The 25,744-nt window shown below is 67.9% G+C and carries 25 protein-coding genes and 2 pseudogenes; 17 read left to right on the plus strand and 10 right to left on the minus strand.

What is annotated here, in order from left to right; genetic code table 11:
* A pseudogene (locus tag H587_RS20865) lies at positions 1–243 on the plus strand (chemotaxis protein); the annotation flags it as partial.
* Between the two features lie 113 nt (positions 244–356).
* Here the strand turns inward: H587_RS20865 and H587_RS0112145 are convergent.
* The 4 genes from H587_RS0112145 to H587_RS18470 all read right to left on the minus strand — a co-directional run bounded on the left by H587_RS0112145 (position 357) and on the right by H587_RS18470 (position 3,618).
* Positions 357–1,337, minus strand: coding sequence for a 4Fe-4S binding protein (locus H587_RS0112145; protein ID WP_027176500.1), 981 nt, complete (start codon positions 1,335–1,337; stop codon positions 357–359).
* A 148-nt stretch (positions 1,338–1,485) separates the two neighbouring features.
* On the minus strand, positions 1,486–1,995 hold the full coding sequence (tpx, locus tag H587_RS0112150; RefSeq protein ID WP_027176501.1) for a thiol peroxidase: 510 nt from the start codon (positions 1,993–1,995) through the stop codon (positions 1,486–1,488).
* 83 nt (positions 1,996–2,078) lie between these two features.
* Entirely contained in the window at positions 2,079–2,927 is an 849-nt protein-coding gene (gene ispH, locus H587_RS0112155; protein WP_027176502.1) for a 4-hydroxy-3-methylbut-2-enyl diphosphate reductase, read from the minus strand.
* 10 nt (positions 2,928–2,937) lie between these two features.
* On the minus strand, positions 2,938–3,618 hold the full coding sequence (locus H587_RS18470; protein WP_051202760.1) for an arylesterase: 681 nt from the start codon (positions 3,616–3,618) through the stop codon (positions 2,938–2,940).
* Here H587_RS18470 and H587_RS0112165 point away from each other — a divergent pair.
* The 7 genes from H587_RS0112165 to H587_RS0112195 all read left to right on the plus strand — a co-directional run bounded on the left by H587_RS0112165 (position 3,617) and on the right by H587_RS0112195 (position 13,190).
* Entirely contained in the window at positions 3,617–4,303 is a 687-nt protein-coding gene (locus tag H587_RS0112165; protein ID WP_027176503.1) for an ABC transporter ATP-binding protein, read from the plus strand. The two genes, H587_RS18470 and H587_RS0112165, sit on opposite strands and share 2 nt — an antisense overlap.
* Positions 4,300–6,828: an ABC transporter permease gene (locus H587_RS0112170; protein WP_027176504.1), complete on the plus strand. Its 2,529-nt coding sequence runs from the start codon at positions 4,300–4,302 to the stop codon at positions 6,826–6,828. The genes H587_RS0112165 and H587_RS0112170 overlap by 4 nt, the downstream gene beginning before the upstream one ends.
* Before the next feature lie 131 nt (positions 6,829–6,959).
* On the plus strand, positions 6,960–7,622 hold the full coding sequence (locus tag H587_RS0112175) for a TetR/AcrR family transcriptional regulator (protein WP_027176505.1): 663 nt from the start codon (positions 6,960–6,962) through the stop codon (positions 7,620–7,622).
* Positions 7,623–7,632: 10 nt separating this feature from the next.
* Positions 7,633–8,715 carry an efflux RND transporter periplasmic adaptor subunit gene (locus H587_RS0112180; protein ID WP_051202762.1) on the plus strand — a complete coding sequence of 361 codons (1,083 nt, stop codon included), beginning with the start codon at positions 7,633–7,635 and terminating at the stop codon, positions 8,713–8,715.
* Positions 8,712–11,846: an efflux RND transporter permease subunit gene (locus tag H587_RS18475; RefSeq protein WP_051202765.1), complete on the plus strand. Its 3,135-nt coding sequence runs from the start codon at positions 8,712–8,714 to the stop codon at positions 11,844–11,846. Before H587_RS0112180 ends, H587_RS18475 begins: the two co-directional genes overlap by 4 nt.
* 46 nt (positions 11,847–11,892) lie before the next feature.
* Positions 11,893–12,429, plus strand: a complete 537-nt coding sequence (locus tag H587_RS18480) for a chemotaxis protein CheD (protein ID WP_051202767.1) — start codon at positions 11,893–11,895, stop codon at positions 12,427–12,429.
* Between the two features lie 2 nt (positions 12,430–12,431).
* On the plus strand, positions 12,432–13,190 hold the full coding sequence (locus H587_RS0112195; RefSeq protein ID WP_027176507.1) for a glutaminyl-peptide cyclotransferase: 759 nt from the start codon (positions 12,432–12,434) through the stop codon (positions 13,188–13,190).
* Here H587_RS0112195 and lgt read toward each other — a convergent pair.
* Positions 13,167–13,949: a prolipoprotein diacylglyceryl transferase gene (gene lgt, locus H587_RS0112200; RefSeq protein ID WP_027176508.1), complete on the minus strand. Its 783-nt coding sequence runs from the start codon at positions 13,947–13,949 to the stop codon at positions 13,167–13,169. The genes H587_RS0112195 and lgt overlap by 24 nt on opposite strands.
* Before the next feature lie 118 nt (positions 13,950–14,067).
* Between lgt and H587_RS0112205 the strand changes: the two genes are divergently transcribed.
* From H587_RS0112205 to H587_RS0112225, 5 genes are all read left to right on the plus strand, one after another.
* Positions 14,068–14,817, plus strand: a complete 750-nt coding sequence (locus H587_RS0112205) for a hypothetical protein (RefSeq protein WP_027176509.1) — start codon at positions 14,068–14,070, stop codon at positions 14,815–14,817.
* A gap of 92 nt (positions 14,818–14,909) precedes the next feature.
* Positions 14,910–15,743 carry a YkgJ family cysteine cluster protein gene (locus H587_RS19760; RefSeq protein ID WP_051202770.1) on the plus strand — a complete coding sequence of 278 codons (834 nt, stop codon included), beginning with the start codon at positions 14,910–14,912 and terminating at the stop codon, positions 15,741–15,743.
* 114 nt (positions 15,744–15,857) lie between these two features.
* Positions 15,858–17,459: a peptide chain release factor 3 gene (locus tag H587_RS0112215; RefSeq protein WP_027176510.1), complete on the plus strand. Its 1,602-nt coding sequence runs from the start codon at positions 15,858–15,860 to the stop codon at positions 17,457–17,459.
* An 8-nt stretch (positions 17,460–17,467) separates the two neighbouring features.
* The gene (locus tag H587_RS0112220; RefSeq protein WP_027176511.1) at positions 17,468–18,091 is read left to right on the plus strand and encodes a 3'-5' exonuclease; all 624 of its coding nucleotides are present in this window, start codon (positions 17,468–17,470) and stop codon (positions 18,089–18,091) included.
* The gene (locus tag H587_RS0112225; RefSeq protein ID WP_027176512.1) at positions 18,088–18,870 is read left to right on the plus strand and encodes a sugar phosphate isomerase/epimerase family protein; all 783 of its coding nucleotides are present in this window, start codon (positions 18,088–18,090) and stop codon (positions 18,868–18,870) included. Before H587_RS0112220 ends, H587_RS0112225 begins: the two co-directional genes overlap by 4 nt.
* Before the next feature lie 3 nt (positions 18,871–18,873).
* Here H587_RS0112225 and H587_RS0112230 read toward each other — a convergent pair whose 3' ends face one another.
* Complete coding sequence (locus H587_RS0112230) at positions 18,874–19,734, minus strand: DMT family transporter (protein ID WP_027176513.1); 861 nt, start codon at positions 19,732–19,734, stop codon at positions 18,874–18,876.
* 71 nt (positions 19,735–19,805) lie between these two features.
* Here H587_RS0112230 and H587_RS18490 point away from each other — a divergent pair, with 71 nt between their 5' ends.
* Complete coding sequence (locus H587_RS18490) at positions 19,806–20,681, plus strand: LysR family transcriptional regulator (protein ID WP_034609344.1); 876 nt, start codon at positions 19,806–19,808, stop codon at positions 20,679–20,681.
* Here the strand turns inward: H587_RS18490 and H587_RS0112240 are convergent.
* Both H587_RS0112240 and arfB read right to left on the minus strand, forming a co-directional pair.
* Positions 20,669–21,178 carry a DUF6125 family protein gene (locus H587_RS0112240; protein WP_027176514.1) on the minus strand — a complete coding sequence of 170 codons (510 nt, stop codon included), beginning with the start codon at positions 21,176–21,178 and terminating at the stop codon, positions 20,669–20,671. The two genes, H587_RS18490 and H587_RS0112240, sit on opposite strands and share 13 nt — an antisense overlap.
* The gene (gene arfB / locus H587_RS0112245; RefSeq protein ID WP_034609346.1) at positions 21,175–21,600 is read right to left on the minus strand and encodes an alternative ribosome rescue aminoacyl-tRNA hydrolase ArfB; all 426 of its coding nucleotides are present in this window, start codon (positions 21,598–21,600) and stop codon (positions 21,175–21,177) included. The genes H587_RS0112240 and arfB overlap by 4 nt, the downstream gene beginning before the upstream one ends.
* A gap of 35 nt (positions 21,601–21,635) precedes the next feature.
* Between arfB and H587_RS0112250 the strand changes: the two genes are divergently transcribed.
* Together H587_RS0112250 and H587_RS19765 are read left to right on the plus strand one after the other, a co-directional pair.
* On the plus strand, positions 21,636–22,112 hold the full coding sequence (locus H587_RS0112250; protein ID WP_027176516.1) for a YchJ family protein: 477 nt from the start codon (positions 21,636–21,638) through the stop codon (positions 22,110–22,112).
* Positions 22,113–22,444: 332 nt separating this feature from the next.
* On the plus strand, positions 22,445–23,026 hold the full coding sequence (locus tag H587_RS19765; RefSeq protein ID WP_027176517.1) for a TetR/AcrR family transcriptional regulator: 582 nt from the start codon (positions 22,445–22,447) through the stop codon (positions 23,024–23,026).
* Between the two features lie 20 nt (positions 23,027–23,046).
* On the opposite strand, the gene H587_RS0112265 is transcribed toward H587_RS19765, so the two are convergent.
* Positions 23,047–23,460, minus strand: a complete 414-nt coding sequence (locus H587_RS0112265; RefSeq protein WP_027176518.1) for a DUF3830 family protein — start codon at positions 23,458–23,460, stop codon at positions 23,047–23,049.
* A gap of 25 nt (positions 23,461–23,485) precedes the next feature.
* Positions 23,486–25,069 carry a gamma-glutamyltransferase family protein gene (locus tag H587_RS0112270; protein WP_027176519.1) on the minus strand — a complete coding sequence of 528 codons (1,584 nt, stop codon included), beginning with the start codon at positions 25,067–25,069 and terminating at the stop codon, positions 23,486–23,488.
* A gap of 457 nt (positions 25,070–25,526) precedes the next feature.
* On the opposite strand from H587_RS0112270, the pseudogene H587_RS21425 reads away from it, so the two are divergent.
* Positions 25,527–25,744 (plus strand): annotated as a pseudogene (locus H587_RS21425) (IS1380 family transposase); the annotation flags it as partial.

Below are 25,744 nucleotides of genomic sequence, written 5' to 3' on the forward strand. Positions count from 1 at the left end.
TCCGAGGAGATGGCCTCCACCTCAGAGGAGCTCTCCAGCCAGGCCGTGCAGCTCCAGCAGACCATGAGCTTCTTCCAGGTGGACGGGACCGGCGGCCCCCGCAAGCGCATCAGCGCCGCGCCGGCCCCCAGGAAGCCCCTGCCCGCCGCACCGGCCAAGGCCGCCAAGACCGCGCCCAAGCCCGTCGCGGGCAAGGGCGTGGACCTGGAGCTGGCCGACGACGGCGAGTTCGAGCGCTTCTAACCCCCTTCAGGGGGTTAGAGAAAGGCGAAGAGAGGGCTGCCGGAGGACGAAGAAGGACATCGGAAAAGCAAGAAGGCCGGGGAGGGTTCCTCTCCGGCCTTTTCCTTGGCTGTTCAAGATGCCAGGAATGCCCGGGCGTAGAGCGCGTCGAGCATGGACGCGGGCAGGGCCGAATGCCAATGGCCCAAGGACAGGGCCAGAAGCCAGGCCCCGAACATCACGACGGCCGCGCCGAGGCAGAGCGTCTTCCAGGACACGGGCCGCCCCAGGAAACGGACGTTGAGCGCCCCGCGAGCCGGGCAGTTGGCCACGCACTGGCCGCAACCCAGGCATTCCGACCCACGCATGGCCGTCTTGGAGCGGATGGGAATGGCCGCCGGGCAGTTCCGCTCGCAGGTTCCGCAGCCCACGCAGAGCGAAGGGTCGCGGCGCACCGCCGTGGGTCCGGCCAGGGCCGCCAGGCCGAGCAGCGCGCCGTAGGGACAGAGCCAGCGGCACCAGGCGTTGCGGAAAACCAGCCCCAGCGCGGCCAGCACGGCCAGAACCACCAGCGCGGTCCCGGACGGGTTGCGATAAAAGAGCAACATGCGGGCGTCGGCCGTGATGTTGTAGGGGCTGGTCACGAACGACTCCAGCGAGGCCGCGTCCATGCCGCCGACCTGGACCAGGAAGAAGCCCAGAATCACGAACTTCACCCCGCGCAACGGCGTGTCCAGGATGCGCGCTCCCCGGCGTCCCAGGCCCAGCCGCTGCCCGAGCCGCCCCAGGGCCTCGCTCAGGAAGCCCACCGGGCAGACATGGCCGCAGAAACTCCGGCGCAGGAGCCAGGACGCGGCCAGAACCGCCAGCAGGATGGTCAGCCCGGCCGGGTGCACGAAGTCGTAGCCCTCGCCCAGGGACAGTCGTTTCAGCCCGAGCAGGGCGGCGATGGGCAGAAAGCCCTCGACCACCGGCGGCCGGGCAACCGCCGGACCGGCGAGGCCCGAAACGTGACGGAGATAGAGGAAGAGTTGCAGGCCGCCCGCCAGACAGACGATGGCGAACACGATCCGAACGCTCCGGCGCAGGGCCGCCGGCTTGAGGGGGAAAAGCATGGTCCTCCTTGATCGTCGCGGGCCGGGCCCCGCGCGCGAGGGGACCTTCTACCCTCGCTCCCGACCAGACGCAATCCCGGCCGGGGGGACGGAAAAAGGCCGGAAGCGTCCAGCGCCTCCGGCCCATCTGGTCACGGCGTCAACGGAATCAGACCAGGGCCTTGGCCGCCGTGAGCGCGGCGGCGTAGTCCGGCTCGTTGGCGATCTCGGACACGATCTGGGCGTGGGCCACCACGCCGTCCTTGCCGACCACGAACACGGCCCGGGCCAGGAGCCGCCAGTCGCGGATGAGCACTCCGTAATTCTGGCCGAAGGAGGCCAGCCGGTGGTCCGAGAGAGTTTTCACGGCCGTGACTCCGGCGGCCCCACACCAGCGGGCCTGGGCGAAGGGCAGGTCCATGCTCACGGTCAGAATCTGGATGTCCGCGCCCAGGGACGCGGCCTCCTGGTTGAAGCGGCGCGTCTCCAGGTCGCAGGTGGGGGTGTCCAGGGAAGGCACGGAGCAGAGGATCAGCACCTTGCCCGCGAAGTCCTTGAGGCTCGCCGGGCTCATGTCGTTGGTCACGGCGCTGAAATCGGGAGCCTTGTCGCCGGCCTTGATCTCGTTCCCGGCCAGGGCCAGGGGCATGCCTTTGAAGGTGACGATGCGCTCAGACATGGAAAGGAACCTCCTGATTGGTTGCCCCCAGTATACACATCCCCGGGCCGCGCGGAAGAGGGGAACGCCGCTTTTTCGAAACGCTAGAGTTCCTGGAGCAGACGGCAGACACCAGCCACCAGCTCGCGCGGGGTCGAGGCCCCGGCCGTGACTCCCACCCGGGCGCAACGCCGCAGGTCGTCCAGAGGCAGCTCGTCGGCGGTCTCCACATGCACGCAGGGCGTGCCCTGGGCCGCGGCCACCTGGGCCAGCCGCCGGGTGTTGCCGGATTCCTTGCCGCCGACCACGACCATGTAGTCCACCTCGCGGGCGATGCGCACGGCGTCTTCCTGGCGTTGCCGGGTGGCGTCGCAGATGGTCTGGAGCACTTTCACATCCAGATTCGGGCGTTCCGCGAGATCGGCGGCCAACGCCTCGAACACGGCCCGGTCCTGGGTGGTTTGGGCCGCAAGGACGTAGCGTGCGTCTGGTTCCAGGGGAAAGGACTCGAACTCCTCGCGGGAGTCGAAGACGAAGGCGTCCGGCCCGGCATAGCTCAGGAGCCCGCGCACCTCCGGATGGTCGGCCTCGCCGTAGAGCAGCAGCCTGCGGCCCCGCCCGCACTCCCGGGCGATGAGCATCTGGGCCTTCTTGACCTTGGGGCAGGTGGCGTCCACCACCCGCGCGCCGCGTTCCTCCAGGGCCTCCTGCATGGCCTTGGGCACGCCGTGGGCCCGGATGACCACGGCCGCGCCCTGGGGAATGTCCTCCGGACCACGCGCCACGCTCACCCCGCGCCGGGCGTAGTGCTCGAGCACCTGGGGGTTGTGGATGATCGGCCCCAGGGTACGCACGGGCGCGTCGCCGCCCTCGGCCAGCAGGGAATCCAGCCGGGTCAGGGCCAGGTCCACGCCCATGCAGAATCCGGCCGTCTCGGCCAGCACCACTTCCATGTCTCCTCCGTCAGCCGCGCCGGGCCGCGCCGTCCAGCAGGCGCTCCACCCGGGGCAGGATGCGGTCCACGATGCGCTCCACGCCCGCTTCCGTGGGGTGGATGCCGTCGCTCTGGTTCAGGTTCCGGTCCCCGGCCACGCCGTCCAGGAAAAAGGGATACAGCTCCACGCCCTTTTCCCGCGCCAGGGCCGGATAGAGCCCGTTGAAGTCCTTTTCATAGGCCGGGCCCATGTTCGGCGGGGCCAGCATCCCGGCCAGGAGCACGCGCACGCCCTTGGCCCGCAGCTTGTCCAGGATGGCCGCGAGATTGGCCTTGGTGCGCGCCGGGTCCAGGCCGCGCAGGGCGTCGTTGGCCCCCAGTTCCACCACGGCCGCGTCCGGCGTACCGGACGGATCGGAAAGCAGCCAGTCCAGCCGGGCCAAGCCACCCGCGCTCGTGTCGCCGGAAACACCGGCGTTGATCACCCGCACATCCCGGCCCGCCGCGCGCAGCCGGGCCTCCAGGCGTTCGGCGAAGCCCGCGCCCTGGGGCAGGCCGTAGCCCGCGGTGAGGCTGTCGCCCAGGGCCAGCAGGACGAGCGGTCGCGCGATTACCTGCGGAGCGGCCTGGGCGCTGCTTTGAGCCGGAAACGAAATGCAGTACAAGAGGACCAGGACCGGCAACCACCAGCACAGGCGGAACGCACGCATGGGCACTCCAGAGTCGTTGATATCCCTTCAATCCGTGCATCTGACGTTAACCGGGGGCAGCGGGCCGGTCAACATCCTGCGCGGCGTGAACCTCGAGGTCCGCGCCGGGGAGACCCTGGCCGTGGTGGGCCCCTCGGGCTCGGGCAAGACCACCCTGCTCATGGTCCTGGCCGGGCTGGAGCGGCCCAGCTCGGGCAGCGTGAACGTCTCCGGCCGCAACCTGGCGCTCATGGGCGAGGACGCCCTGGCCCGCTTCCGCCGCTCCGGCGTGGGCATCGTGTTCCAGGCCTTCCACCTCGTGCCGACCATGACCGCCCAGGAGAACGTGGCCCTGCCCCTGGAATTCGCGGGCAGGCCGAGAGCCTTCGAAACCGCCGGGCGCTGGCTGGCGGCCGTGGGCCTGGACTCCCGCCTGGACCACTACCCGGCCCAGCTCTCCGGCGGTGAGCAACAGCGCGTGGCCCTGGCCCGGGCCTTCGCCCCCGAGCCCTTCCTGCTTTTGGCCGACGAGCCCACCGGCAACCTCGACGCGGACACCGGCCGGATCATCATGGACCTGCTTTTCTCCCTCTCGGCCGACCGGGGGACCACCCTCGTGCTCGTGACCCACGATCAGGGGCTGGCAGCCCGCGCCGGACGCACCGTGCGCATGTGCGACGGCCGCCTGGACGGGGAGGCCGGATGAACGCCGCCGGGATCCTCCTGGCTATTCGTCTGGCCCGCCGGGAACTGCGCGGCGGCCTGCGCGGCTTCGGGGTCTTCCTGGCCTGCCTGGCCCTGGGAGTGGGCGCGGTGTCCTGCGTGGGCACCCTGAACGCCTCCCTGGAGGCGGGCCTGCGCCGCGACGCCCGAACCCTGCTCGGCGGCGATCTGGAGGTGCGCCAGAGCCACCTGCCGCCCCGTGCCGAGGCCCTGGAGCTCCTCGCGGATCTGGGCCGGGTCTCGCTCCAGGCCCGCATGCGGGGCATGGCCCATGCCGGAGACGGCCACTCCGCCGTGGTCGAGGTCAAGGCCGTGGACGCGGCCTATCCGCTCTACGGCCGAGTGATTCTGGAGCCGGACCTGCCGCCGGCCGAGGCCCTGGCCGAACGGGACGGCCTGTTCGGGGCGGTCGCCGAACCCCGCCTGCTGGAGCGCCTGGGCCTGCGACCGGGCCAGGAACTGCGCCTGGGGCACGGACGTTTCCGGGTCACGGCCATGCTGCGCACGGAACCGGACCGGGGCGCGACCTTGTTCAACCTCGGGCCCCGGCTGCTCCTTTCACAAGCGGGCCTGGAGTCCACGGGCCTGCTCCAGCCGGGCAGCGTGGTCTCCTACTCGGCCCTGGTCCGCCTGCATCCCGGGGTCACGCCCGAACAGGCCCGCGCGGCCCTGACCCGTGAATTCCCCGACGAGACGGGCTGGCGCGTCCTGGATCACGGCCAGGCCGCCGGGGGCATCCGCCGTTCCCTGGACAACATCTCGCTCTACCTGACCCTGGTGGGCCTGGCCTCCCTGCTTTTGGGCGGCATCGGCGCGGCCGGTGCGGTACGCGGCTTTCTGGCCTCGCGGGCCGACGCCCTGGCGGCCATGAAGGCCGTGGGAGCGGAACGCGGCCAGATCCTGGCCGCCTACCTGACTCAGATCCTCGTTCTCGCCGCCGTGGGCAGCGCCCTCGGGCTCCTGGCCGGAGTCCTCGGGGCAAACGCGGCGGCCGCGCTCCTATCGCAGGTGCTCGGCGTGCCCTCGGCCCCGGGCCTCTATCCCGGCCCGCTGCTCTCGGGTCTGGCCTACGGCCTGCTCACGGCCCTGGCCTTCTCGGTCTGGCCGCTCTCGGCGGCCGCCGCCGTGTCCCCGGTGCGCCTCTTCCGGGGCTACGCCGACCCAGGCACACCGCGCCCGAGCGCCTGCGCCCTGGCGGTCTCGGGATTGTGCGCCCTGGCCCTGCTCACCCTGACCTTGATGAACGCCCCCGCTCCGGGCGTGGTCCTGGGCTTCGCCGCCGGGGTGGTCCTCAGCTCCCTGGCGCTCTTCCTCCTGGCCCGGGGGGCCAAGGCCCTGGCCAAAAGCCTACCGAGCCCCCGCGACCCGCGCCTGCGCCTGGCTCTGGGCAACATCCACCGCCCGGGCTCGGGCCTCACGGCCGTGGTCTTCTCCCTGGGTCTGGGCCTGGCCGTGCTCTGCACCGTGGTCCTGGCCGACCTGAACCTGCGCGACACGCTGGACCGGCGCATGCCCGCCTCGGCCCCGGCTTACTTCTTCCTCGACATTCCCAAGAACGCCCTGAAGCTCTTCCAAGACACGGTCCTGACCGTTCCCGGGGTCACGCGCGAGGAGCACGCCCCCACCATCAGGGGGCGGGTGGTGCGAGTGAACGGCGTACTCTCCGAAAAAGTCCGACCGGACCCGGACGCGGCCTGGATTCTGCGCGGCGACCGGGGCCTGACCATGGCCGACCGGCCGCCCGAGGGCACGAGCTTGGCGGCCGGAGAGTGGTGGCCGGAGCACTACCAGGGCCCGCCCCTGGTCTCCTTCGGAGAACAGGAGGCCAAGGGCCTGGGCCTCCAGATCGGCGGCACGATCACGGTGAACGTCCTGGGCCGCGAGATCACCGCCCGGGTGGCCAGCCTGCGGCGCATCGAGTGGACCAGCCTCGCGCTCAATCACGCCATGGTCTTCTCCCCCGGCGTCCTCGACGCCGCGCCCTATTCCTACCTCGCCACGGTCTACAGTACGCCTGGAGCGGAAGAGGAGGTCTTCCGGGCCGTATCCACGGCCATGCCGGACGTGACCGCCGTCTATGTGCGCGACGTGCTCGACGACGTGCGCCGCACCGCCGGGCGCATCGCCCTGGCCGCACGGGCGGCCACAGCCGTGGCCCTGCTGGCCGGGCTTCTGGTCCTGTCCCAGGCCCTGCGGGCCAATCTCCAGGCCCGCCGCCGCGAGGCCGTCGTCTTCAAGGTCCTGGGGGCCACCCGGAGCGACGTGCTGCTTTCCCTGGCCGCCGAGTTCTGCCTGCTCGGCCTGTCCACGGCCCTGGCCGCCTCGCTCATCGGAGCCCTGGCCTCGCGGGCCTTCACCACCCGGCTGCTGCTCGGCGGCTGGAGCCTTCACCCCTGGGCCCTGGCGGCCTGCGCCCTGGCGGGCACGGCCGCGACCCTGGCCCTCGGTCTGCTCGGCGTGCGCCGGGCCCTGGGCCAGAAGGCCTGGCCCGTGCTGCGCAACGAGTAACCAGCCGAAATCAAACCAATTGCCTTTCACATGAGGTCTCTTCTCCGGGCTGCGTGATTGACAACCGCGCCATTATTTGAAATGATCGTTTGAAACATTTGATTGAAACATTCGCTTAAGGAGATTGGGCCATGTCCCGGGATTCGGCCTCACGCGAACAGACCAAGGAAAACCTGCTGCGGGCGGCCATCAGGGTTTTCGGCGACAAGGGCTTCCAGGCGGCCACCGTGCGTGAGATTTGCCAGGCCGCCGGGGCCAACGTGGCCGCCGTGAACTACCATTTCGGCGGCAAGGAGGCCCTCTACGCGGCCGTGCTGGAACTGATGTTCGCCAGCTCCAAACACTGCGGCCGCGACCTGCCCTGCCCGTCTCCCGGAGCACCGGCCGAGGAACGCTTGCGCCACCTCATCCGGCGCTCGGTGCTCGAAATCTACGGCGATCTCGAAGGCGAGGACCAGGCGCACTGTCAGGCCCTATCCTCGCTCTTTCTCATGGAAATGGCCCACCCCAGTCCCGACCTGGACGGAGTGATCGCGCGCCATGTGCGGCCGGACACGGACGAACTGTTCTCCATCCTGTCCGAACTGCTGGCCCGCGCCCCGGACGACGATCTGGTCAAGGACGCCGGGGCCTGCGTCATGGGACAGATCCTGTTCTATACGGTGGCCTGGCCCATCGTGGAGCGCCTGCGGCCCGACGAACGGCCGGAGATGCCTCCGCTGGACAGGCTGGCCGAGGTCATCACGCGCTTTTCCCTGGCCGGCATCGCCGGTCTCAAAAAGAACCCGCTTTGAGGGCATCCCGATGAATACGCATACCGACGGCCTGCGGGCCGCCCTCCGCAAACGCAAGGCGCTCCTTCTGCTGACCCTGGCCGCTTTGGTCGCCATCGGCGCGCTGGCCACCTGCCGGGAGGAGACCAAGACCCAGGCCTCCGTGCCGGTGGAACGCAAGAAGATCAAGGTCGTGCTGGAGACGGTGGCCCCGCGCCCGCTGAACGACCTGCTCGTCCTGCCCGGCGAGACCGAAGCCCTGCACGACGTCAAGCTTTCCGCCGAGCGCAGCGGCCGCGTGGAGCAGGTGCCGGTGAAGGAGGGCGATTTCGTCCGCGCCGGACAGGTCATCGCCCACATCGACATGCAGGCCCTTTCCGCCGGACTGGACAAGGCCCAGGCCGCCCACCGGTTGGCCGAGGATCTGCACCAGCGACGTTCGGCCCTGCACGCCCAGGGCATGATCGCCCGCGAGGACCTCCAAGTGGCCGAAACCGACCTGGCCAAGGCCAAGAGCGACCTGCTCCAGGCCCGTTCCGACCACCGCCAGGGCTCCATCGTGGCCCCGGTGGGCGGGATGATCAACAAGGTCTATGTGGACCCGGGCGAGGTGGTCTCCGAAGGCAATCCCGTGGCCGACCTGGTCAACGTGGACACCATCCGGGTCAACGTCAACGTCCCCGAGCTGGACGTGCGCTTCCTGCGCCAGGGCCAGCAGGCCCCGGTGAGCGTGGACGCCTACCCGGGCGAAAGCTGGAACGGCGTCGTGGACTTCGTGGCCTTCAAGGCCGACCCTGCCACCAAGACCTTCCAGGCCCGGCTGGTGGTCGACAACGCCGACCGCCGCATCCGGCCCGGCATGCTGGCCCGGGTGGTCTTCCACCGCCGCACCCTGGACGGCGCCCTGACGGCCCCGCTCTCGGCCATCCTGGACAAGAGCGGCGAACGGCTCGTCTTCGTGGAGGAAGGCGGCGTGGCCCGCGCCCGCACCGTGGTTCCCGGCGTCATCGAGGGCGATCGGGTGGAGATCCGACAGGGCCTCAAGGACGGCGACCGGCTCATCGTGGTCGGCCAGAACGAGGTGGAGGACGGCTCGGAGGTCCAGCCCCGATGATCGTCAACCGCGCGGCGCTCAAGCGCCCGGTGGCCGTGCTGGTGTTCATGATCCTCTCGGCCGTCACCGGACTTTACAGCTACAACTCGCTGCCCCGCGAATCCTCGCCGGACATCACCATCCCCTATGTCTTCGTGACCACCACCTATGAGGGCGTGGCCCCGGCCGACGTGGAGAAGCTCATCACCCTGCCCCTGGAGCGCAAGCTCAAGGGCATCGCGGACACCGAGGAAATCCGCTCCACGTCCGAGGACGGCATCTCGGTCATCGCGGTCAAGTTCCTGCCGGACGTGAACATCGACGACGCCCTGCAGAAGGTCCGCGACAAGGTGGACCAGGCCAAACCCGACCTGCCCAAGGATCTGGAGGATGACCCGGTCATCACCGAGGCCAACTTCTCGGACATCCCGGTGGTCCAGGTGGTCCTCTCCGGCCCCTTCAGCCCCCGGCGCCTCAAGGACTTCGCCGAGGATCTGCGCGACCGTTTCGAGGCCGTTCAGGGCGTGCTGGAAGCCAAGATCGTGGGCGGCCTAGAGCGCGAAATCCACGTGCTCTTCGACCTCGACCGGGTGGCTTTCTACAACGTTCCCTTCTCCTCGCTGCTCTCCTCCGTGGAGCGCGGCAACGTGAACCAGCCCGGCGGCTCCATGGACATCGGCTCCTCGCGCTACCTGGTGCGCGTGCCCGAGGACTTCAAGCATCCATCGGAGATCAACAACATCGTGGCCTTCGTGCGCGACGGCCGCCCCGTGTACCTGCGCGATCTGGCCACCATCGCGGACGCCAACAAGGACCCCCTGTCCCGCAGCCGCATCGACGGCAAGGCCAGCGTGACCATTCTGATCAAGAAGCGCAGCGGCGAAAACATCATCCGCATCAGCGACGAGGTGACCGCCATCGTGGCCGAGATGCGCGACGTCCTGCCCCGCAACCTGAGCGTCGACCTCACCGCCGATCAGGCCGAGGAAATCCGCAACATGGTGGCCGACCTGGAGAACAACATCATCTCCGGCCTGCTCCTGGTCCTGGCGGTGGTCTTCCTCTTCATCGGCGGGCGCTCGGCGGTCTTCGTCTCCCTGGCCATCCCCATGTCCATGCTCCTGTCCTTCTCCCTGCTCCAGGCCATGGGCGTGACCCTGAACATGGTGGTCCTCTTCTCCCTGACCCTGGCCCTGGGCATGCTCGTGGACAACGGCATCGTCATCGTGGAAAACATCTACCGCCACATGCAGGAAAACGGCCTGCCGCGCGGCCAGGCGGCCCTGGCCGCCACCGACGAGGTGGCCTGGCCGGTGATCACCTCCACCCTGACCACCGTGGGCGCGTTCCTGCCCATGATCTTCTGGCCCGGGATCATGGGCGAGTTCATGAAGTTCCTGCCGATCACCGTGATCCTGACGCTCCTGGCCTCGCTCTTCGTGGCCCTGGTCATCAACCCCGTGCTCTCGGCCCGCTACCAGAACGTCCGCCCCCTGGGCCAGACCACGGCCGTGGACCGGGTTCTGGACCGCGTCCGCGACGCCTACGGCCGCATCCTGGAAAAGGCCCTGGATCATCGCGGCCTGGTGCTCGGCGGTGCTTTCGCCCTGCTCGTGCTCTCGATGGTGGGCTTCGGCGTCTTCGGCCGGGGCGTGGAATTCTTCCCGGACGTGGAGCCCAACCGGGCCTATATCCACATCAAGGCGCCCCCAGGCACCAATCTGGACGCCTCGGACGAACTCGTGCGCCAGGCCGAGGTCATCGCCTCGCAATATCCGGACATCCGCCACGTCATCTCGGAGATCGGGGCCGAGGGCAACGACCCCTTTTCCCAGGGCGGCACGGGCACCCATCTCTCCAAGATCACCCTGGACTTCAAGAACATCAAGGATCGTTCACGGCCCTCCTCGGAAATCGTCAACGAAATCCGAGCCAAGCTGCAGGATGCGATTCGGGGGGCCGAGGTGCGGGTGGAGAAGGAGCAGGGCGGACCGCCCACCGGCGCGGCCGTGAACATGGAGATCGCGGGCGAGGACATCCACGATCTGGGCCGCCTGGCCGCCGAAGTGCGCAAGGCGATCCGCGACATTCCCGGCCTGGTGGACCTCAAGGACGACTTCGTCTCCGGCAAGCCCGAAATCCTCGTCTCCGTGGACAAGGAGAAAGCCGCCCTGCTCGGGCTGGACGCCCTGTCCGTGGCCACCACGGTCAAGGCCGCCATCAACGGGGCCAAGGTGGGCGCCTACCGCGAGGGCAAGGACGAGTACGACATTCTGGTCAAGCTGCCGGAAAAGGACCGCCATTCGGTGGAGATCCTGCGCCGCCTCACGGTCTCCGGCTCGGCCGGGCAGCCCGTGCCCATCACCTCCCTGGCCTCGGTGGAGCTGGCCAGCGGCCTGGGCGGCATCCACCGCATCGACCAGAAACGCGTGGTGACCATCTCGGCCGACGCCTCGGGCCGGTTGGCCAACGACATCATCACCGACATCAAGGCCAGGCTGGCGGACTTCCCCTGGCCCAAGGGCTACCGGGTCAGCTACACCGGCGAGCAGAAGGAGCAGGACAAGGCCCAGGACTTCCTGTCCAAGGCCTTCCTGGCCGCCCTGTTCCTCATCTTCATGACCCTGGTGCTCCAGTTCGACACGCTCATGAGCCCGGTCATCATCCTGACCTCGGTGGTCCTCTCGCTCATCGGCGTGTTCCTCGGCCTGCTCGTCACCGACATGCCCTTCGGCGTGATCATGACAGGTGTGGGCGTGGTCAGTCTGGCGGGCGTGGTGGTGAACAACGCCATCGTGCTCATCGACTATTACAACCAACTGCGGGCAGGCGGCATGGCTTCCCGGGAGGCCCTGGTGCTCACCGGCCGCCTGCGCTTCCGGCCCGTGGCGCTCACCGCCCTGACCACCGTGCTCGGCCTGGTGCCCATGGCCACGGGCGTGAGCTTCGACTTCCTCAACTTCCGCTGGGACGTGGGCGGGGAGTCCTCGCAGTGGTGGGGTTCCATGGCCGTGGCCGTGATCTTCGGTTTGGCCGTGGCCACGCTCCTGACGTTGGTGGTGGTGCCGGTGCTCCTCTCTTTCCAGGAGAGCCTGCGGACACGCCGGCAGCGCTCCGACACGGAAAACAAAACCGGGCATACCGATTCCTGATCCCGGGGCGTTGCGCCCCGGGGCCCGGACAGGCTAGACTCGCGCCATGGACATCCGGGCCCTCCTGGCCGAGGGCATCCGCCAGGAGCACCTCAAGATCGGCGAGTGCGTCTTCACCACCCGGGATATGCTCATCGTCACGGTCCTCGGCAGTTGCGTCTCGGCCGTCTTCCACCACCCTCCGACGCGGGCGGCGGCCATGTTCCACGCCATGCTCCCGGACAGCAGCCAGACCTCCAATCCGGTGCGCCATCCCTGCACCTTCGCCGACCTGGCCGTGGCCGCGGTGATGGAACGCTTCCGTCGGCTCGACGTTCCGCCCCAGGAAATCCGGGTGCGCCTCTTCGGCGGGGCCGGAGCCCTCTGTCCGGAAGAACGGGACCGCCTGCGCGACATGTTGGACGTGGGGGCCAAGAACGTGGCGGCGGCCCGGCTGGCCTTGAAAATCCACGAGCTGCGAGTCCTCTCCGAGGACGTGCTCGGCCCGCGCGGCCGCAAGATACTCTTCCATACGGGCTCGGGCCGCTCCTGGCTGCGGGACGTGAACGCGGGCCCCGACGATCCCTTCCAGGTCCGGGACTGACCATGAACGTCGTCCGCCCCTGCCTGCTCCTGGTCCTGCTCCTTTGCCCGGCGGCCTTCGCCGGAGCCCCGCTGCTGGCCCCGGACATCCTGGCCGAACTGCCCCATGACCGGGAGGCCTTCACCGAGGGCCTGCTGCTCCGTGACGGCCTGTTCCTCGAATCCGTGGGCAAGTACGGCCGCTCCGAACTCCGGCGGGTGGACCCGGTCACGGGCGCGGTGCTGCGCCGGACCCCCCTGGCCGCGAAGTATTTCGCCGAGGGCCTGACCCTGCACGACGGGCGGCTCGTCCTGCTCACCTGGAAAGAAGGCACGGGCTTCTTTCTCGACCCCGGAACGTTGCGCATCACCGGCAGCTTTGTCTGGCAAGGCGAAGGCTGGGGCCTGACCTCGGACGGGACGCGGCTCTGGGCCAGCGACGGTTCGGACAGCCTGCGGCTTCTGGACCCGGCGCGGATGACCGTGCTCCGGCGCATCCCCGTGCGCGACGGCGACCAGCCCGTGCTCCGGCTCAACGAGTTGGAGGCGGCAAGGGGCGTGGTCTGGGCCAATGTCTGGTGGGAAGACCGCGTGGCGGCCATCGCCCCGGACAGCGGCAAGGTGCTGGCTTGGCTGGACCTGAAGCCCCTGCGCGCGCGGCTGGAGAACCCCGGGGCCGAGTCCGCCAACGGCTTGGCCTGCGACCCGGAATCCGGCCGCCTCTACGTCACGGGCAAATTCTGGGACAAGGTCTTCGTCCTACGCCTGCCCGCGCTTCCGTAGCAGAAGCCAAAGCCCGGCGGCGACCATGGGCAGGCAGAGCACCTGCCCCATGCTCATCCAGCCGAAGGCCACGAAGCCGAGTTGGACGTCCGGTTCGCGGAAGAACTCGCAGAAGAACCGGAACGAGCCGTAGCCCAGGAGGAACAGCCCGGAGGTCGAGCCCACGGGGCGGGGTTTGCGGGAATAGACCCAGAGCAAAGTGAACAGGACGACGCCCTCCAGCCCGGCCTCATAGAGCTGGGAGGGATGACGGGGCGTGTCCCCGGCCGTGCCGGGGTAGATCACGGCCCAGGGCAGGTCCGAGACCCTGCCGGGCAGCTCGTTGTTGATGAAATTGCCCATGCGGCCGAAGAACAGGCCAGGAGGCGCCAGGGGCACGATGAAGTCGCCCACCTCCAGGATGGTCTTGCCGTGCTTGCGGGCGAAGAGCCAAACCGCCAGGAACACGCCGATGGCCCCGCCGTGGAAGCTCATGCCGCCGTTCCAGACCGCCGGAATCTCGGCCGGATGGTTCCAGAAGAACACGGGGTCGTAGAAGAGCACGTAACCGATGCGCGCGCCCAGCAGAAGCCCGAGGATGAGCCAGGAGAGGACGTCGTCCATCATGGCCGGGGTCCAGCCGCGCCAGGACTGCCGGGCCCGCAGGCGGCCCAGAACCCAGGCCAGGGTGAAGCCCAGGGCGTACATGAAGCCGTACCAGCGCACCTCGATGGGGCCCACGCGGAAGATCGCGGGGTCCAGAATCGGAAGCTTGATCATGGATTTCCTCGAAACGGACGGCTTTGTTTCCCGTCGGGTTTGAGCTAGAGTGCCGGGAACGGCCGATCCCAGGTATGCGCCCATCGGCATTCCCAGTCAAGACCGCGAGGGCGACGTCATGACCAAGAACCGCGACCTGGATATTCTCGAAATGCCCCTGGAGGCCCTGGCGGCCTACTGGCTCTCGCTGAAAAAACTGTGGGACTCCAAGAAGGGGGCCAGAAAGGTCATCGACGAGGAGACCGCCCACACACCCGAGCCCTACATCGCCTTCCTGCTGCGGACGGCCTTCGGCGAGATGGGCGAACAGCGGGTGCGCAAGCTGGCCCGCATCAAGCGCGAGAGCCTCCTGGCCGACTGGCGGCGCAAGATCGAACTCATGCGCTTGGCGCTCTACGCCGTGGCCTCCGGCGAGAATCCCCGCGTGACGCTGATCCGCATGGATTCCCGCTTCCACGCCCCGCCCATGGACGAGCGCCGCGCCTTCGACATGGCCGGGGCCGTGTTCACGGCCATCAAGGAGAAGTCCGCCGACCTGCCCACGCTCCTGGACGTGAGCCACAAGCAGAGCCACGACCGGCTGGTGGTCAAGCTCCTCTTCTACGTCATCCACGCCCGGCGCGAAGGCAGGCAGAGCCTCGCGCCGTTCATCCAGTTCATCCGTTCGCCCTACTTCGCCGAGGGCCTGTCCCTGGCCGTGGACGGCTTCGACGCCGACTTCCTGGCCAACCACCTGGACCGGGTGCGCAACGAGGCCCTGGGCGACGCCCGGCGCAAGATGCAGCTCTCCGTGGACATGGCCCTGGCGATCCGCGACAAGCTGCCCTACGAGGACGTGCTGCTCACGGCCCAGGCTTACATGCTCTAGGCGATCCGGGGCGTTGACAGCAGGGTGGGGAAGCGCTAGCCGCAGAAAAGAACACTCCACCCCAACCGCCCCCCCGCGAAGGAGGGACGGACGTGTCCCGCCATCTGCCCTTCTCCTACCGTTGCGGACGGTGCGGCCGTTGCTGCGCGGACATGCGCATCCAACTGAACCCCTACGAGGTCGCGCGCTTGGCGCACGGCCAGGGCCTGTCCACCACGGACTTTCTCGCCCGGAGCACACATTCCGGCGTCTGGCTCAAGGCCGGACCCGACGGAGGCTGCGTCTTCCTCGGGGAAGCCGGGTGCGCCGCGCACCCGGACCGGCCCCTGGTCTGCCGCCTCTACCCCTTGGGTCGGCACCGGACCTCCAGGGGCGGCGAACGCTTCGCCTGTCTCCTGCCCCGCCCCGGGTCCACCGGAGCCTACGGCCCGGACGGCACGATCGAGGACCACCTCGCGGCCAACGACGCCGCGACGTTCCTGGAGGAGGCCGACGCCTGGCTGGCCCTCTTTTCCCGGGCCTGGAGCCTGTTTGAAACCCTGCTCGGCGTCGACCCCCTGTTGGCGGTCTTGGCCTCGGACATCCGCTTGCTCGTGCTGGACGGCCACGCCCCGCCGCGAAGCCGCCTCCTGGACCCGGACGTGCTGGCGAACAGCTTGTGCGCCGCCCGGGGGCTGTCCCCGCCCAAGACTCCGGAGGAAAAGACCCGCCTGCACCGCAAGGCCGTGGACCAGTGGCTGAGCGGGATGGGACGGACGCGGGACGGCGGCCACGAACGAGCCGAAACCCTGGCGCGGCTCGTGGCGGGGCTGGGCATGGGCCTGGGCGTGAACCTGTCGGGCCTGTTCCAGCACGTCTCCGACGAGGAACCGCCCGGAGCGATGGAAATGGACGAAGCTTTGCGCCTGGGCGCCGACTTCCTCTGACCGCTCGGGGGAAGCTCCCTCCCGTCGGACCTTCCCGCCCTCTTGACCTTTCCGCCTCAATGCGTAGAACTCCTGCCGGGCGCTTTCGCCCTCCCCCTTTTCCCGGAGTTTCCCGTGCAGGACAGTCTTTTCGCCAAACAGTTGAAAAAAGAGGTGGATCGCCGCCGTACCTTCGGCATCATCAGCCACCCCGACGCGGGCAAGACCACGCTCACCGAAAAACTGCTGCTCTTCGGCGGCGCGATCCAGATGGCCGGAGCGGTCAAGGCCCGCAAGGCCGCCCGCCACGCCACCTCGGACTGGATGGCCATGGAGCGCGAACGCGGCATCTCCGTGACCACTTCGGTCATGAAATTCGAGCACAATGGCTTCGAGATCAACCTCCTGGACACTCCCGGCCACCAGGACTTCTCCGAGGACACCTACCGCGTGCTCACGGCCGTGGACTCGGCCCTGATGGTCATCGACTCGGCCAAGGGCGTGGAGACCCAGACCCGCAAGCTCATGGAGGTCTGCCGCCTGCGCGACACGCCGATCATGACCTTCGTGAACAAGCTCGACCGCGACGGCCTGAGCCCCTTCGACATCCTGGCCGACATCGAAAAGAGCCTGGACATCGAGTGCGTGCCGCTCACCTGGCCCATCGGCATGGGCAAGGGCTTCAAGGGCGCCTGGGACATCCGCGCGGGCCGGCTGACCCTCTTCTCTCCGAGCTTCGGCGAAATGGTGGTGGACGGAGTCACCGTGGACCGCCTCGACGACCCTCGCCTGGACGAGCTGCTCGGCGAGGCCGCCGACGAGCTGCGCGCGGACCTGGACCTGCTTTCAGGCGCGGGCGGCGTCTTCGACCGCGACCTCTACCTCCAGGGCCGCCAGACACCCGTGTTCTTCGGCAGCGCGGTGAACAACTTCGGCGTGCGTGAGCTGCTGGACTCCTTCGTGGACCTGGCCCCCGCGCCCAAACCCCGGGAGGCCAAGGAGCGCCAGGTTTCGCCCTACGAGGAAGCCTTCTCCGGCGTGGTTTTCAAGATCCAGGCCAACATGGACCCGGCCCACCGCGACCGCATCGCCTTCATGCGCATCTGCTCCGGCCGCTTCCAGCGCGGCATGAAGCTCCGGCACCACCGCATCGGCAAGGACGTGACCGTGGCCAACGCCACCATCTTCATGGCCCAGGACCGCATGGGCGTGGAGGAGGCCTGGCCCGGAGACATCATCGGCCTGCACAACCACGGCACGATCAAGATCGGCGACACCTTCACCGAGAAGGAGCCGCTCAAGTTCACCGGCATCCCGAACTTCGCGCCCGAGCACTTCCGCCGGGTGGTGCTCAAGAGCCCGCTCAAGGCCAAGCAGCTCCAAAAAGGGCTCAACCAGCTGGCCGAGGAGGGCGCGGTGCAGCTCTTCCGCCCGCTCTTCAACAACGACTATATCCTCGGCGCGGTGGGCGTACTCCAGTTCGACGTGATCACGGCCCGGCTCAAGGACGAATACGGCGTGGACGCGCTCTACGAGGCCGCGCCCTTCCACACCATCCGCTGGGTCTCCTGCGCGGACCGCAAGATCCTGGACGACTTCCGCAAATCCATGTCCGGCAGCCTCGCGCTGGACGCGGATGAAAATCTTGCGTACCTTTCCCCGAGCGCGTGGCGCCTGGACGACACCATGGAGAAATGGCCCAGGATCGTTTTCAGCGCCACCAGGGAGAACGAGTAGCCCCGGACATGACCCCGACCACGCCCCTGCCCGAACACCACCTGCGAGCCTTCGGCAACGAGGAGATCAACGAGCTTCCCCTGCGTCATTACGAGGGGGGAGTGACTGTGGTGCGCACGGACAAGCAGCTCAAGGCCGCTCTCAAGGCGCTCGAAAAGGAACATCTGCTCGGGTTCGATACCGAGACGCGCCCCGTGTTCCGCAAGGGACAGGGCCCCTATCCCCCCTCCCTGGTCCAGTTGGCGGGCGCGGAACACGTCTACCTCTTCCAGATCAGCCAACTCACCTTCGGCGACGGACTCAAGGATCTCCTGGCCGAACCCTCGGTGGTCAAGACCGGGGTTTCCGTCACCGACGACGTGAAGGCCCTCAAGGATCTCTCGCCGTTCCAGGAAGCGGGCTTCCTGGACCTGGGCACCCTTTCCGCCCGGCTCCAGATGAAGACCCACGGCCTGCGCAACCTGGCCGCCAACCTGCTGGGCTTCCGCATCTCCAAAAGCGCGCAGTGCTCCAACTGGGCCCGCGAGAACCTCTCCCACTCCCAAATACTTTACGCCGCCACCGACGCATGGATCAGCCGGGAAATCTACCTGGCCTTCCGCGAACTGGGCGTCCTGCCGGAGCGGCCGTGAGCGACCTCAGGGACCGCGTCCAGGTCAACGCCCGTTTCTTCCATCTGGCCGAAGGACTCCTGGACCGCTTCCTGGACGAGGGCCTGAACCCGGAGATCGGCCTCTTCGCCAAGGATCTGGACGAATACGGCCCGGACCAGTTCCGCGAGGCCGAGAAGGCGTTGCGCGACAGGGGGCTGCGGCCCACGGTGCATGGTCCCTTCGTGGACCTCTCCCCGGGCTCGCCAGATCCGCTGGTCCTGGCCGCCACCCGCCGCCGCTTCGAGCAGTTGGTGGAGGCTGTGGATATCCTGCGGCCCCGCAGCGTGACCTGCCACCTGGGCTTCGAACACTCCCGCCACGGCTACTTCAAGGAATTCTGGCTGGAGCAGAGTCTGACGACTTGGCGCTGGCTGGCCCGCGAACTGCGCGACCGGGGCGCCCGACTCATGCTCGAAAACACCTTCGAACGCGCGCCCGAGGAGATGCTTCCGGCCTTGAATGAACTCTCCTCCCTGGGCGTGGGCCTGTGCCTGGACGTGGGGCACCTCAACCTCTTCAGCGCGGCCAAGGTCGCCCAGTGGGTCGAGGAGGCCGGGCCCTGCCTGGGCCAGCTCCACCTGCACGACAACTTCGGCCACCGCGACGACCACCTGCCCATCGGCCAGGGCCGCATCGACTACCCGGCCGTGTTCCGCAACCTGGCCTACCTGCCCGAGCCTCTGACCGTGACCATGGAAGTGGGCATCGAGGGCGCGCCCCTGAGCTTCGCCGCCCTGGAACAGCTCTGGCCCTGGTAGAGCCTAGCGCCGTCCGGCCAGGAAGACCCCGGCCAAGGCCACCCCGAATCCCGCCCACTGCGCCCCGGACAACGCCTGTCCGAAAAACAGATACGCCTGCACCGCCGCCAGCGGCGGGGCCAGAAACAGCAGCGCCGTGACGGCCGCGGCCTCGCCGCGCCGGACCATCCAGACCAGCAGCGTGGCTCCGCCCACGGAAAGCGCCAGGGCCGCGTAGCCCAGATTGAGCCAAAGCACGGCCGAGCCGGACCAGTGTGATTCGCCCAGGATCAGAGCCAACGCCGCGACCACCAGCGCGCCGCCGAGCAACTGCACCGCGCCCGCGCCCCGAAGGTCGCAGCGGGCCAGGGAAGTCTTTTGAAACAGCGTCCCGGCCGTGATGCCCGCCACGCTCACCAGGGCCGCCAGGATCGCCGAGACCGGAACCGGCTCGGCCCCGGCGCGGGCCAGGCCCGGGGCCACGGCCAGGGCCACCCCGCCCAATCCCAAGGCCATGCCGAGCCAGGAACGCGGGCTGGGCCGTTCACCAAAGAACAGTTGGGCCAACACGGCCGTGGCGGGCGGCTGGAGCGCCCCGGCCAGGGCCATGATCGCCGCGGGAAGCCCCTGGGCCACGGCCCAATAGCCAGCCCCGAGATAAAGCCCGTGCAGCAGCCCCCCGGCCAGGAGATGGCGGGGCAGGTCGCGGAGCCGAGGCCAGGCCACACCCGCACGCCGGGCCAGCAGGGCCAACACCGCCGCGGCACAGAGGAAGCGGGCCGTGAGAAAAAGGTTCGGGTCCGCCTCGGGCGCCACGGCCCGGGCCACCACGAAGCCGGTGGACCAGACGAGGATGAACAGGATGGGAGCGATGGCGTGTGTCATGGGGCGGAGCTTTACGCACCGCGATCCATCATGTACAACGAAATAAATCTATCGATCCATCGGAAAAAATGATGCAACCACAAGACCTCGACCTGGACTCCATGGCCACCCTGGCCGCCGTGGTGGACGCCGGGGGCTTCACCGCCGCGTCCCGGCTCCTGAACCGGACCCAGTCCGCCGTGAGCGCCAAGATCGCGGCCTTGGAACAGGCCGCCGGAAGCCCCCTGCTCCTGCGCTCACGCCGGGGCGTGACCCCGACTCCGGCCGGCAAGACCCTTCTGGGCTACGCCCGCGACCTGCTCCGGCTGCGCGAGGAGGCGGCCTTGGCCCTGAACCGGCCGCAGGCCTCGGGCATCCTGCGCCTGGGCCTGCCCGACGAGTGCGTGAACGCCCTGGTCACGCCCCTTGCCGCGCGCTTCGCCGAGGCCCACCCGAGCCTGGAGTTGGAAATCCGCTGCGACCTCTCGGCCCGGTTGGAGAAGGATTTGGCCGCCGGAAACCTGGACTTGGCCGTGACCGTGCGAGAGCCGGGATCGCTCAAGGGCGACCTGCTCCTGGCCGTGGACCAGTTTTGGTGCGCGCCGCCCGGCCGCTTTCCCGAGCGGCTGCGGCCCCTGCCCCTGGCGCTCTTCACCGAGGGTTGCCGGACCCGCCCGGCCATCCTGGCGGCTCTGGCCGCGGCGGGCATTCCCAGCCGCACGGTGTTCTCGGCCTCGCACGTGGCCGGGCTGGTGAGCGCGGCGGCGGGCGGCCTGGCCCTGACCGCGCTCATGGCCGACGCCGTGCCCCAGGGTTGGCGACGACCGGGAGCCAAGGCGGGTCTGCCCTCACTGCCGCGCTACGAGGCCGCACTCCTGACCCCGCCCGAAACCTCCCCGGGCGCGCGTCTGCTGGCGGAATTCCTGCTTGCCGAAATGCGGGGGAGGGAGTCGGCTCACTCCTCGTAAAACCGCCACCTGCAATGGCAGTCCGCCGGGTGCTCATCCGGGGGCGCGAACAGGCACTTCACGCGCACGTTCGGGGAGATGACCCGGGCGAAGGCCTCGAACTCGGCCTGGTGCATGTGCTTGCAGACGTAGGGCCCCAGGCCGTGCTTGCGGCGGCCCTCCTGGGCCGGGCAACGGGGCACGGAGACGATGAGGTCGCCGCCCGCGCGCTCCACCCGGTAATCGACCATGAGCGACCAGGGGAAAAGCTTGTAGGCCGCCAGGAACCCCTCCACCCCGGGAGCGAACGGCCCGAAGCGTTGCAGGATGTCGCGCGCGCCCAACTCGCCCACCTTGGTCCAGACCCGCTCGTTGAGCAGTTCGGCCGAAGCCAGTCCATGCTCCTCCTCGGTCTTGAGGAACCAGAAGGCGTCCACCAGACGGAACTGCCAGAGGAGCGAACGGATGTACCCGCGCAGGCCCTCGGCGTCCAAATGCTCCAACGCTTCGAGATTCATTCCTCTCCCCGGCCGGGGCGAGACCGGCCCTTCTTCACCGCCGCGCGCAGGCGCTTGCCTTCCAGCCTCCGTCGCTTCTCGTTCCGGGGCACGGACGTGGGCCGCCGCACCCGGCGTTGTTTCAAGGCCTCGGCCAGGAGCACGGCGAAGCGCTCCACCGCCAGATCCTTGTTGGCCTTCTGGCTGCGCTCCGAATGACAGGTCACGCGCAGCACCCCGGCGGCGTTGATCCTCGTGGACAACCGCGCCAAGATGCGGGCTTTCTGCGCCTCGGACAGGGTTTTTGAGTTGACCACGTCGAAACGCAGGGTTACGCGGGTATCCGTCGTGTTCACGTGCTGGCCCCCCGGTCCCGGACTGCGCGAGACGGCGAACTCGATTTCGTCCTCGGGAACGGCGAGGCCCGCGTTGATCCAGATCATTCGGCAATGACTAGCCAAAAAACGGAGAAATGACCATGACCCAGTGCCCCTGCGGCTCCGGCCGCGACCTGGAAGCCTGTTGCGGCCCCATCGTGCGCGGCGAGAGCCCCGCGCCCACGGCCGAGGCCCTCATGCGTTCGCGCTACGCGGCCTACGCGCTGAACCAGACCGAGCACCTCAAACGCTCGCTCCTGCCCGAGGATCAGTCCAAGCACGACGCCGAGGGCGTGCGCCAGTGGTCCGAGAGCGCCACCTGGCTCGGCCTGACCGTGCATTCCTCCTCGGAGTCCGGCGACACGGGCGAGGTGGAATTCACGGCGGCCTTCGAACTGAACGGCATGCGCCAGGAACATCACGAGGACGCGCGTTTCGAGCGGCGGGACGGAAACTGGTATTATTCGAGCGGTCACGTGCGCGGCGCGGACCCTGTGGTCAAGGGGCCCAAGGTGGGCCGCAACGACCCCTGCCCGTGCGGCTCGGGGAAAAAATTCAAGAAGTGCTGCGGGGCGTGAGGGCTGCTTCCGGGGCCGGGCGCAGCCCGGCCCCGGAGGGCCGGCTTAATGCGAGCGAAACTGCTTGACGTAGTAATAACCGAGACCGATTGCCAAGACGACGAGGATCGCCACGGGAAGGATGAAATCCATGACCTTGCTCCCTGTTTGAACGGTTCCGACGAACCCGTTCGGGCTGCCCCGGTCTGCTCCGGGTCCGCCGTCGGCCATCCGTCGCGAGGCGGGTGGTCGGGGAAGAAAAACGGAAAACGCATTTGCTCTCTCAAAAGAGAGCGTTTACTCTCAAATATGCCCGATTGCCAGAGTTGGCAAGGGGGGATATTCCCCTTCCCATGACCAAACGAAAACAGGACATTCTCCGCGAAGCCACGCGTCTCTTCGCGGAATCCGGATTCGAAGGCGTGTCCGTGGCCCAGATCGCCAAAGCCGCGGGAGTCTCCCAGGGGGCCGTCTTCCGCCACTTTCCCAGCAAGGACAAGCTACTGCATCACATATTCCGGGAGGTCCGCGAATCCTTCCTGGAGGAGATCGACCAGGACTTCGCCTTCTCGGCCAAGGAATCCGGTCGGGACATGGTCCTGCGCTTGGCGCTCTTCTTCTGCCGGTTCTATGAGAAACGAGAAGTGGAATTCGAGTTCATCCACCGCAACAATCCGTTCCGCATGCCGGGCGTCGGCGATTCCTGCAAAAAGGAAATCGAACGGATTCAGGAAAAGATGCGCGAACTGCTGCACATCGGCCTGAGTCTCGGCGTCCGTGACGGCAGCATCCGCGAAATGGACGTGGAGCGCGGGGCGATCCTCATCCTGGGCGGCATCGGCGGCACGGTGCGCCAACGCCTGTTCATGGACTTCCATCTCCAGGATATGGAGGAGGACCTGCTGAATTTCATGGACTCCGCCCTGCGCCCCTGAGGGCGCGGCCGCCGCGCGGTTCAGACGCGGCGGAAGACGATCTCCTGCGCACCCTGCCAGAGCACGAACCGTCCCAGCTCGGGCAGATGGTCGAGCCCCTCGGTCAGGGTCAGGAAGTGGTTTCCCGCCAATTGGCCCATCTTGCAGGCGAAACAGGCCGCGCCGTAGGGGAAGAGGATTTCAGTCTCGCTGATCCCGCCGGGGTAGAAGAGAATGTCGCCGCGCGAGGGGTGGCTCGTGTGGTTCTCGTAGCCCACGCCCAGGTCGAGTCCTCCCAGGGGAATCCAGGCCGCCTCGCCGCTCCAGCGGGCCTGGATGATCCGGCTTTCAAAGGGCAGCAGTCCGGCGAAGGCCGCGCAGGTGGCGGGGGCGGCCTGCGTCTCCATGCGGGCCAGGAAGCGTAGCGGCCCGACCATGATCTCCAGCATTTCCATCGTCGATCTCCGTTTTTTTCAGTTCTCAGCAGCCCATGACCGCGCCGTCCGAACGCGGGTCGCTCGCGCCCTCCAATCGGCCGTCGGGGTGCAGTTCCACGGCCCCGGCGTGGCCCATGAGCGAGCTGAATGAGCCGACCAGTTCCACCTCGTGTCCCGCCCGGCGCAGGGCCTCCCGCAAGGCCGGATCGAAACGATCCTCCAGCTTGAGGCTCCGGCTTGCCACCCCCCAGGCCCGGCCCAGAAGCCAGCGAGGCGCGGCCACCGCCTCCTCCAGGCCCTGGCCGAACCAGACATGGCGGCTGTAGATCGCGGCCTGGGTCTGGGGCTGGCCGTCGCCGCCCATGGCGCCGTAGGCCAAGATTCGGCCGTCCTTGAGCAGGGCCAGGGCCGGGTTCAGAGTGTGGAAAGGCTTGCGGCCCGGGGCCAGGGCGCGCGGACCACACCCATCCAGTCTGAAGGCGCTGGCCCGGTTCTGCCAAGTCACGCCGCTGCCGGGCAAAACCAGGCCCGAGCCGAATTCGAAATAGAGGCTCTGGATGCAGCTCACCACCCGGCCCGAGGCGTCGGCGGCCCCGAACCAGACCGTGTCGCCTGGGGCTCCGTCGGCCCCCCAGGGCGCGGCCCGTTCCATGTCCAGCCCACGCCCTAGGTGGTCCATGGCTTCCGGCGCGAGGAACGCGGCCGGGTCCGCCGTCATGGCCGAGGGGTCGCCCAACTCCCGGTCGCGCACGCCGAAGGCCCGCTTGGTGGCTTCCACGATGCCATGCACGTGTTCGAAGGACTCCGCGCACGGGATGCCCAGCCGTCGGGCCAGGCCCAGGATGAGCAGCGAGGCCAGCCCCTGGGTGGGTGGCGGGAGGTTGCAGACCCGGCCCTCGGGCAATTCCAGGACCAAGGGTTTCACCATCTCGGCCCGTTGCCCGGCCAAGTCCGTCCGGGTCAGCGGCGATCCGGCGCGCTCCAGATCGGCCACCAGGGACGCGGACAGATCGCCGCGATAGAAGTCGTCCAAACCGACGCGGCCGAGCCGTTCCAGGGTCGCGGCCAAGGCGGGCAGGCGCAACTCCGCGCCGGGCTCGGGCGGCTCGCCGTCCGCCAGGAACTGGTCCGCGAACTCGCATCGCCGACGCAGTTCCTCCAGGGACGACACGGTCAGGTCGTGCTGGCTCCGGCTCACCGGGAAACCCTCCCGCGCCAGACACGCGGCCGATTCCAGAAGCCGGGCCAGGGGCAGGGGCCGCCCCCAGGAGCGGGCCAGATTCAGGGCCGCCAGCCAGCCGGACACGGCCCCGGCCACGCTGCACGCGGCCAAAGGCCCGCGCGCGGGCACGGCGTCGAGGCCGGCGGAACGGAATATTTCAGGAGTGACGGCCGAGCCCGCCCGACCGCAGGCGTCGATGCCCACGGGGTCGCGGCCCGGCTCATGCACGAGCCAGAATCCGTCGCCACCCAGGCCGGTCATGTGCGGATAGGCCACGCAGAGCGCGGCCGCGGTCGCGACGGCGGCCTCCACGGCGTTGCCGCCCTCGGCCAGGACGTCGGCCCCGGCTTGGGCGGCCAAATGGTGGGGAGCGGAAACAAGCCCCCGGCGGAAGGTGGCTGACATCAGATCACGAGTTTTCACTGATAGTTAGCACACTGAAAGGGACAACATCCACTTTGCGACAATGAAGATTCGCAAAGAAAAAATCGAGGATGTTCGTTGCAGAGGAATAAGACGCGGCATATTGACTACAACTCAGCCAATCTCTTCATTAAATTTCGATATTTATTAACAAAAGTATCAACGCGTGAATCTAAATTATAAAAACCAGAAGAGTCTGTACCATATATTTCAGTTAGATGTAATGCATCGCGTATTCTCTTGATCTCCCTGACATCAACATCAAATTTATGTTTTGGATAACCAGTCTTTACTGATAAACCCTTCCGTTTTATTTTAACCTAATCTGAGCGATTCTCCTGCCTGACACAACATCAAAGCTGGCCTATCGCCTTGTTTTTGTTTACAATCACATCCAACAACAAATCATGATTATTTCACCCATCAGGTGGAGGGCTGGATGTCAAAACTCAAGAATACCAAAGCAAAATTTATCGACGATGTCCAGGTCACGAGCGATTGCCTGACAGGCCGAGCCGGGCTCAACCTCTTTACTCGCTATCTTCGCGGCATTGACTTTTTCCCCCACATCAACCGTCTCTTCGGCTCCATGCGCAAGAACCCCAAGGGCACGCCCATCGATGAACTTTTCAAGCAGGTGCTCTGCTTCCTCTTTGA

Source organism: Desulfovibrio aminophilus DSM 12254 (assembly GCF_000422565.1).
Lineage (GTDB): Bacteria > Desulfobacterota > Desulfovibrionia > Desulfovibrionales > Desulfovibrionaceae > Aminidesulfovibrio > Aminidesulfovibrio aminophilus.

Bases quoted from the DNA above. Each gene is read 5' to 3' on its own strand.
- H587_RS0112145 (WP_027176500.1), bottom strand. From the start codon at position 1,337: ATGCTTTTCCCCCTCAAGCCGGCGGCCCTGCGCCGGAGCGTTCGGATC.
- tpx (WP_027176501.1), bottom strand. From the start codon at position 1,995: ATGTCTGAGCGCATCGTCACCTTCAAAGGCATGCCCCTGGCCCTGGCC.
- ispH (WP_027176502.1), bottom strand. From the start codon at position 2,927: ATGGAAGTGGTGCTGGCCGAGACGGCCGGATTCTGCATGGGCGTGGAC.
- H587_RS0112165 (WP_027176503.1), top strand. From the start codon at position 3,617: ATGGGCACTCCAGAGTCGTTGATATCCCTTCAATCCGTGCATCTGACG.
- H587_RS18470 (WP_051202760.1), bottom strand. From the start codon at position 3,618: ATGCGTGCGTTCCGCCTGTGCTGGTGGTTGCCGGTCCTGGTCCTCTTG.
- H587_RS0112170 (WP_027176504.1), top strand. From the start codon at position 4,300: ATGAACGCCGCCGGGATCCTCCTGGCTATTCGTCTGGCCCGCCGGGAA.
- H587_RS0112175 (WP_027176505.1), top strand. From the start codon at position 6,960: ATGTCCCGGGATTCGGCCTCACGCGAACAGACCAAGGAAAACCTGCTG.
- H587_RS0112180 (WP_051202762.1), top strand. From the start codon at position 7,633: ATGAATACGCATACCGACGGCCTGCGGGCCGCCCTCCGCAAACGCAAG.
- H587_RS18475 (WP_051202765.1), top strand. From the start codon at position 8,712: ATGATCGTCAACCGCGCGGCGCTCAAGCGCCCGGTGGCCGTGCTGGTG.
- H587_RS18480 (WP_051202767.1), top strand. From the start codon at position 11,893: ATGGACATCCGGGCCCTCCTGGCCGAGGGCATCCGCCAGGAGCACCTC.
- H587_RS0112195 (WP_027176507.1), top strand. From the start codon at position 12,432: ATGAACGTCGTCCGCCCCTGCCTGCTCCTGGTCCTGCTCCTTTGCCCG.
- lgt (WP_027176508.1), bottom strand. From the start codon at position 13,949: ATGATCAAGCTTCCGATTCTGGACCCCGCGATCTTCCGCGTGGGCCCC.
- H587_RS0112205 (WP_027176509.1), top strand. From the start codon at position 14,068: ATGACCAAGAACCGCGACCTGGATATTCTCGAAATGCCCCTGGAGGCC.
- H587_RS0112220 (WP_027176511.1), top strand. From the start codon at position 17,468: ATGACCCCGACCACGCCCCTGCCCGAACACCACCTGCGAGCCTTCGGC.
- H587_RS0112230 (WP_027176513.1), bottom strand. From the start codon at position 19,734: ATGACACACGCCATCGCTCCCATCCTGTTCATCCTCGTCTGGTCCACC.
- H587_RS18490 (WP_034609344.1), top strand. From the start codon at position 19,806: ATGCAACCACAAGACCTCGACCTGGACTCCATGGCCACCCTGGCCGCC.
- H587_RS0112240 (WP_027176514.1), bottom strand. From the start codon at position 21,178: ATGAATCTCGAAGCGTTGGAGCATTTGGACGCCGAGGGCCTGCGCGGG.
- arfB (WP_034609346.1), bottom strand. From the start codon at position 21,600: ATGATCTGGATCAACGCGGGCCTCGCCGTTCCCGAGGACGAAATCGAG.
- H587_RS0112250 (WP_027176516.1), top strand. From the start codon at position 21,636: ATGACCCAGTGCCCCTGCGGCTCCGGCCGCGACCTGGAAGCCTGTTGC.
- H587_RS19765 (WP_027176517.1), top strand. From the start codon at position 22,445: ATGACCAAACGAAAACAGGACATTCTCCGCGAAGCCACGCGTCTCTTC.
- H587_RS0112265 (WP_027176518.1), bottom strand. From the start codon at position 23,460: ATGGAAATGCTGGAGATCATGGTCGGGCCGCTACGCTTCCTGGCCCGC.
- H587_RS0112270 (WP_027176519.1), bottom strand. From the start codon at position 25,069: ATGTCAGCCACCTTCCGCCGGGGGCTTGTTTCCGCTCCCCACCATTTG.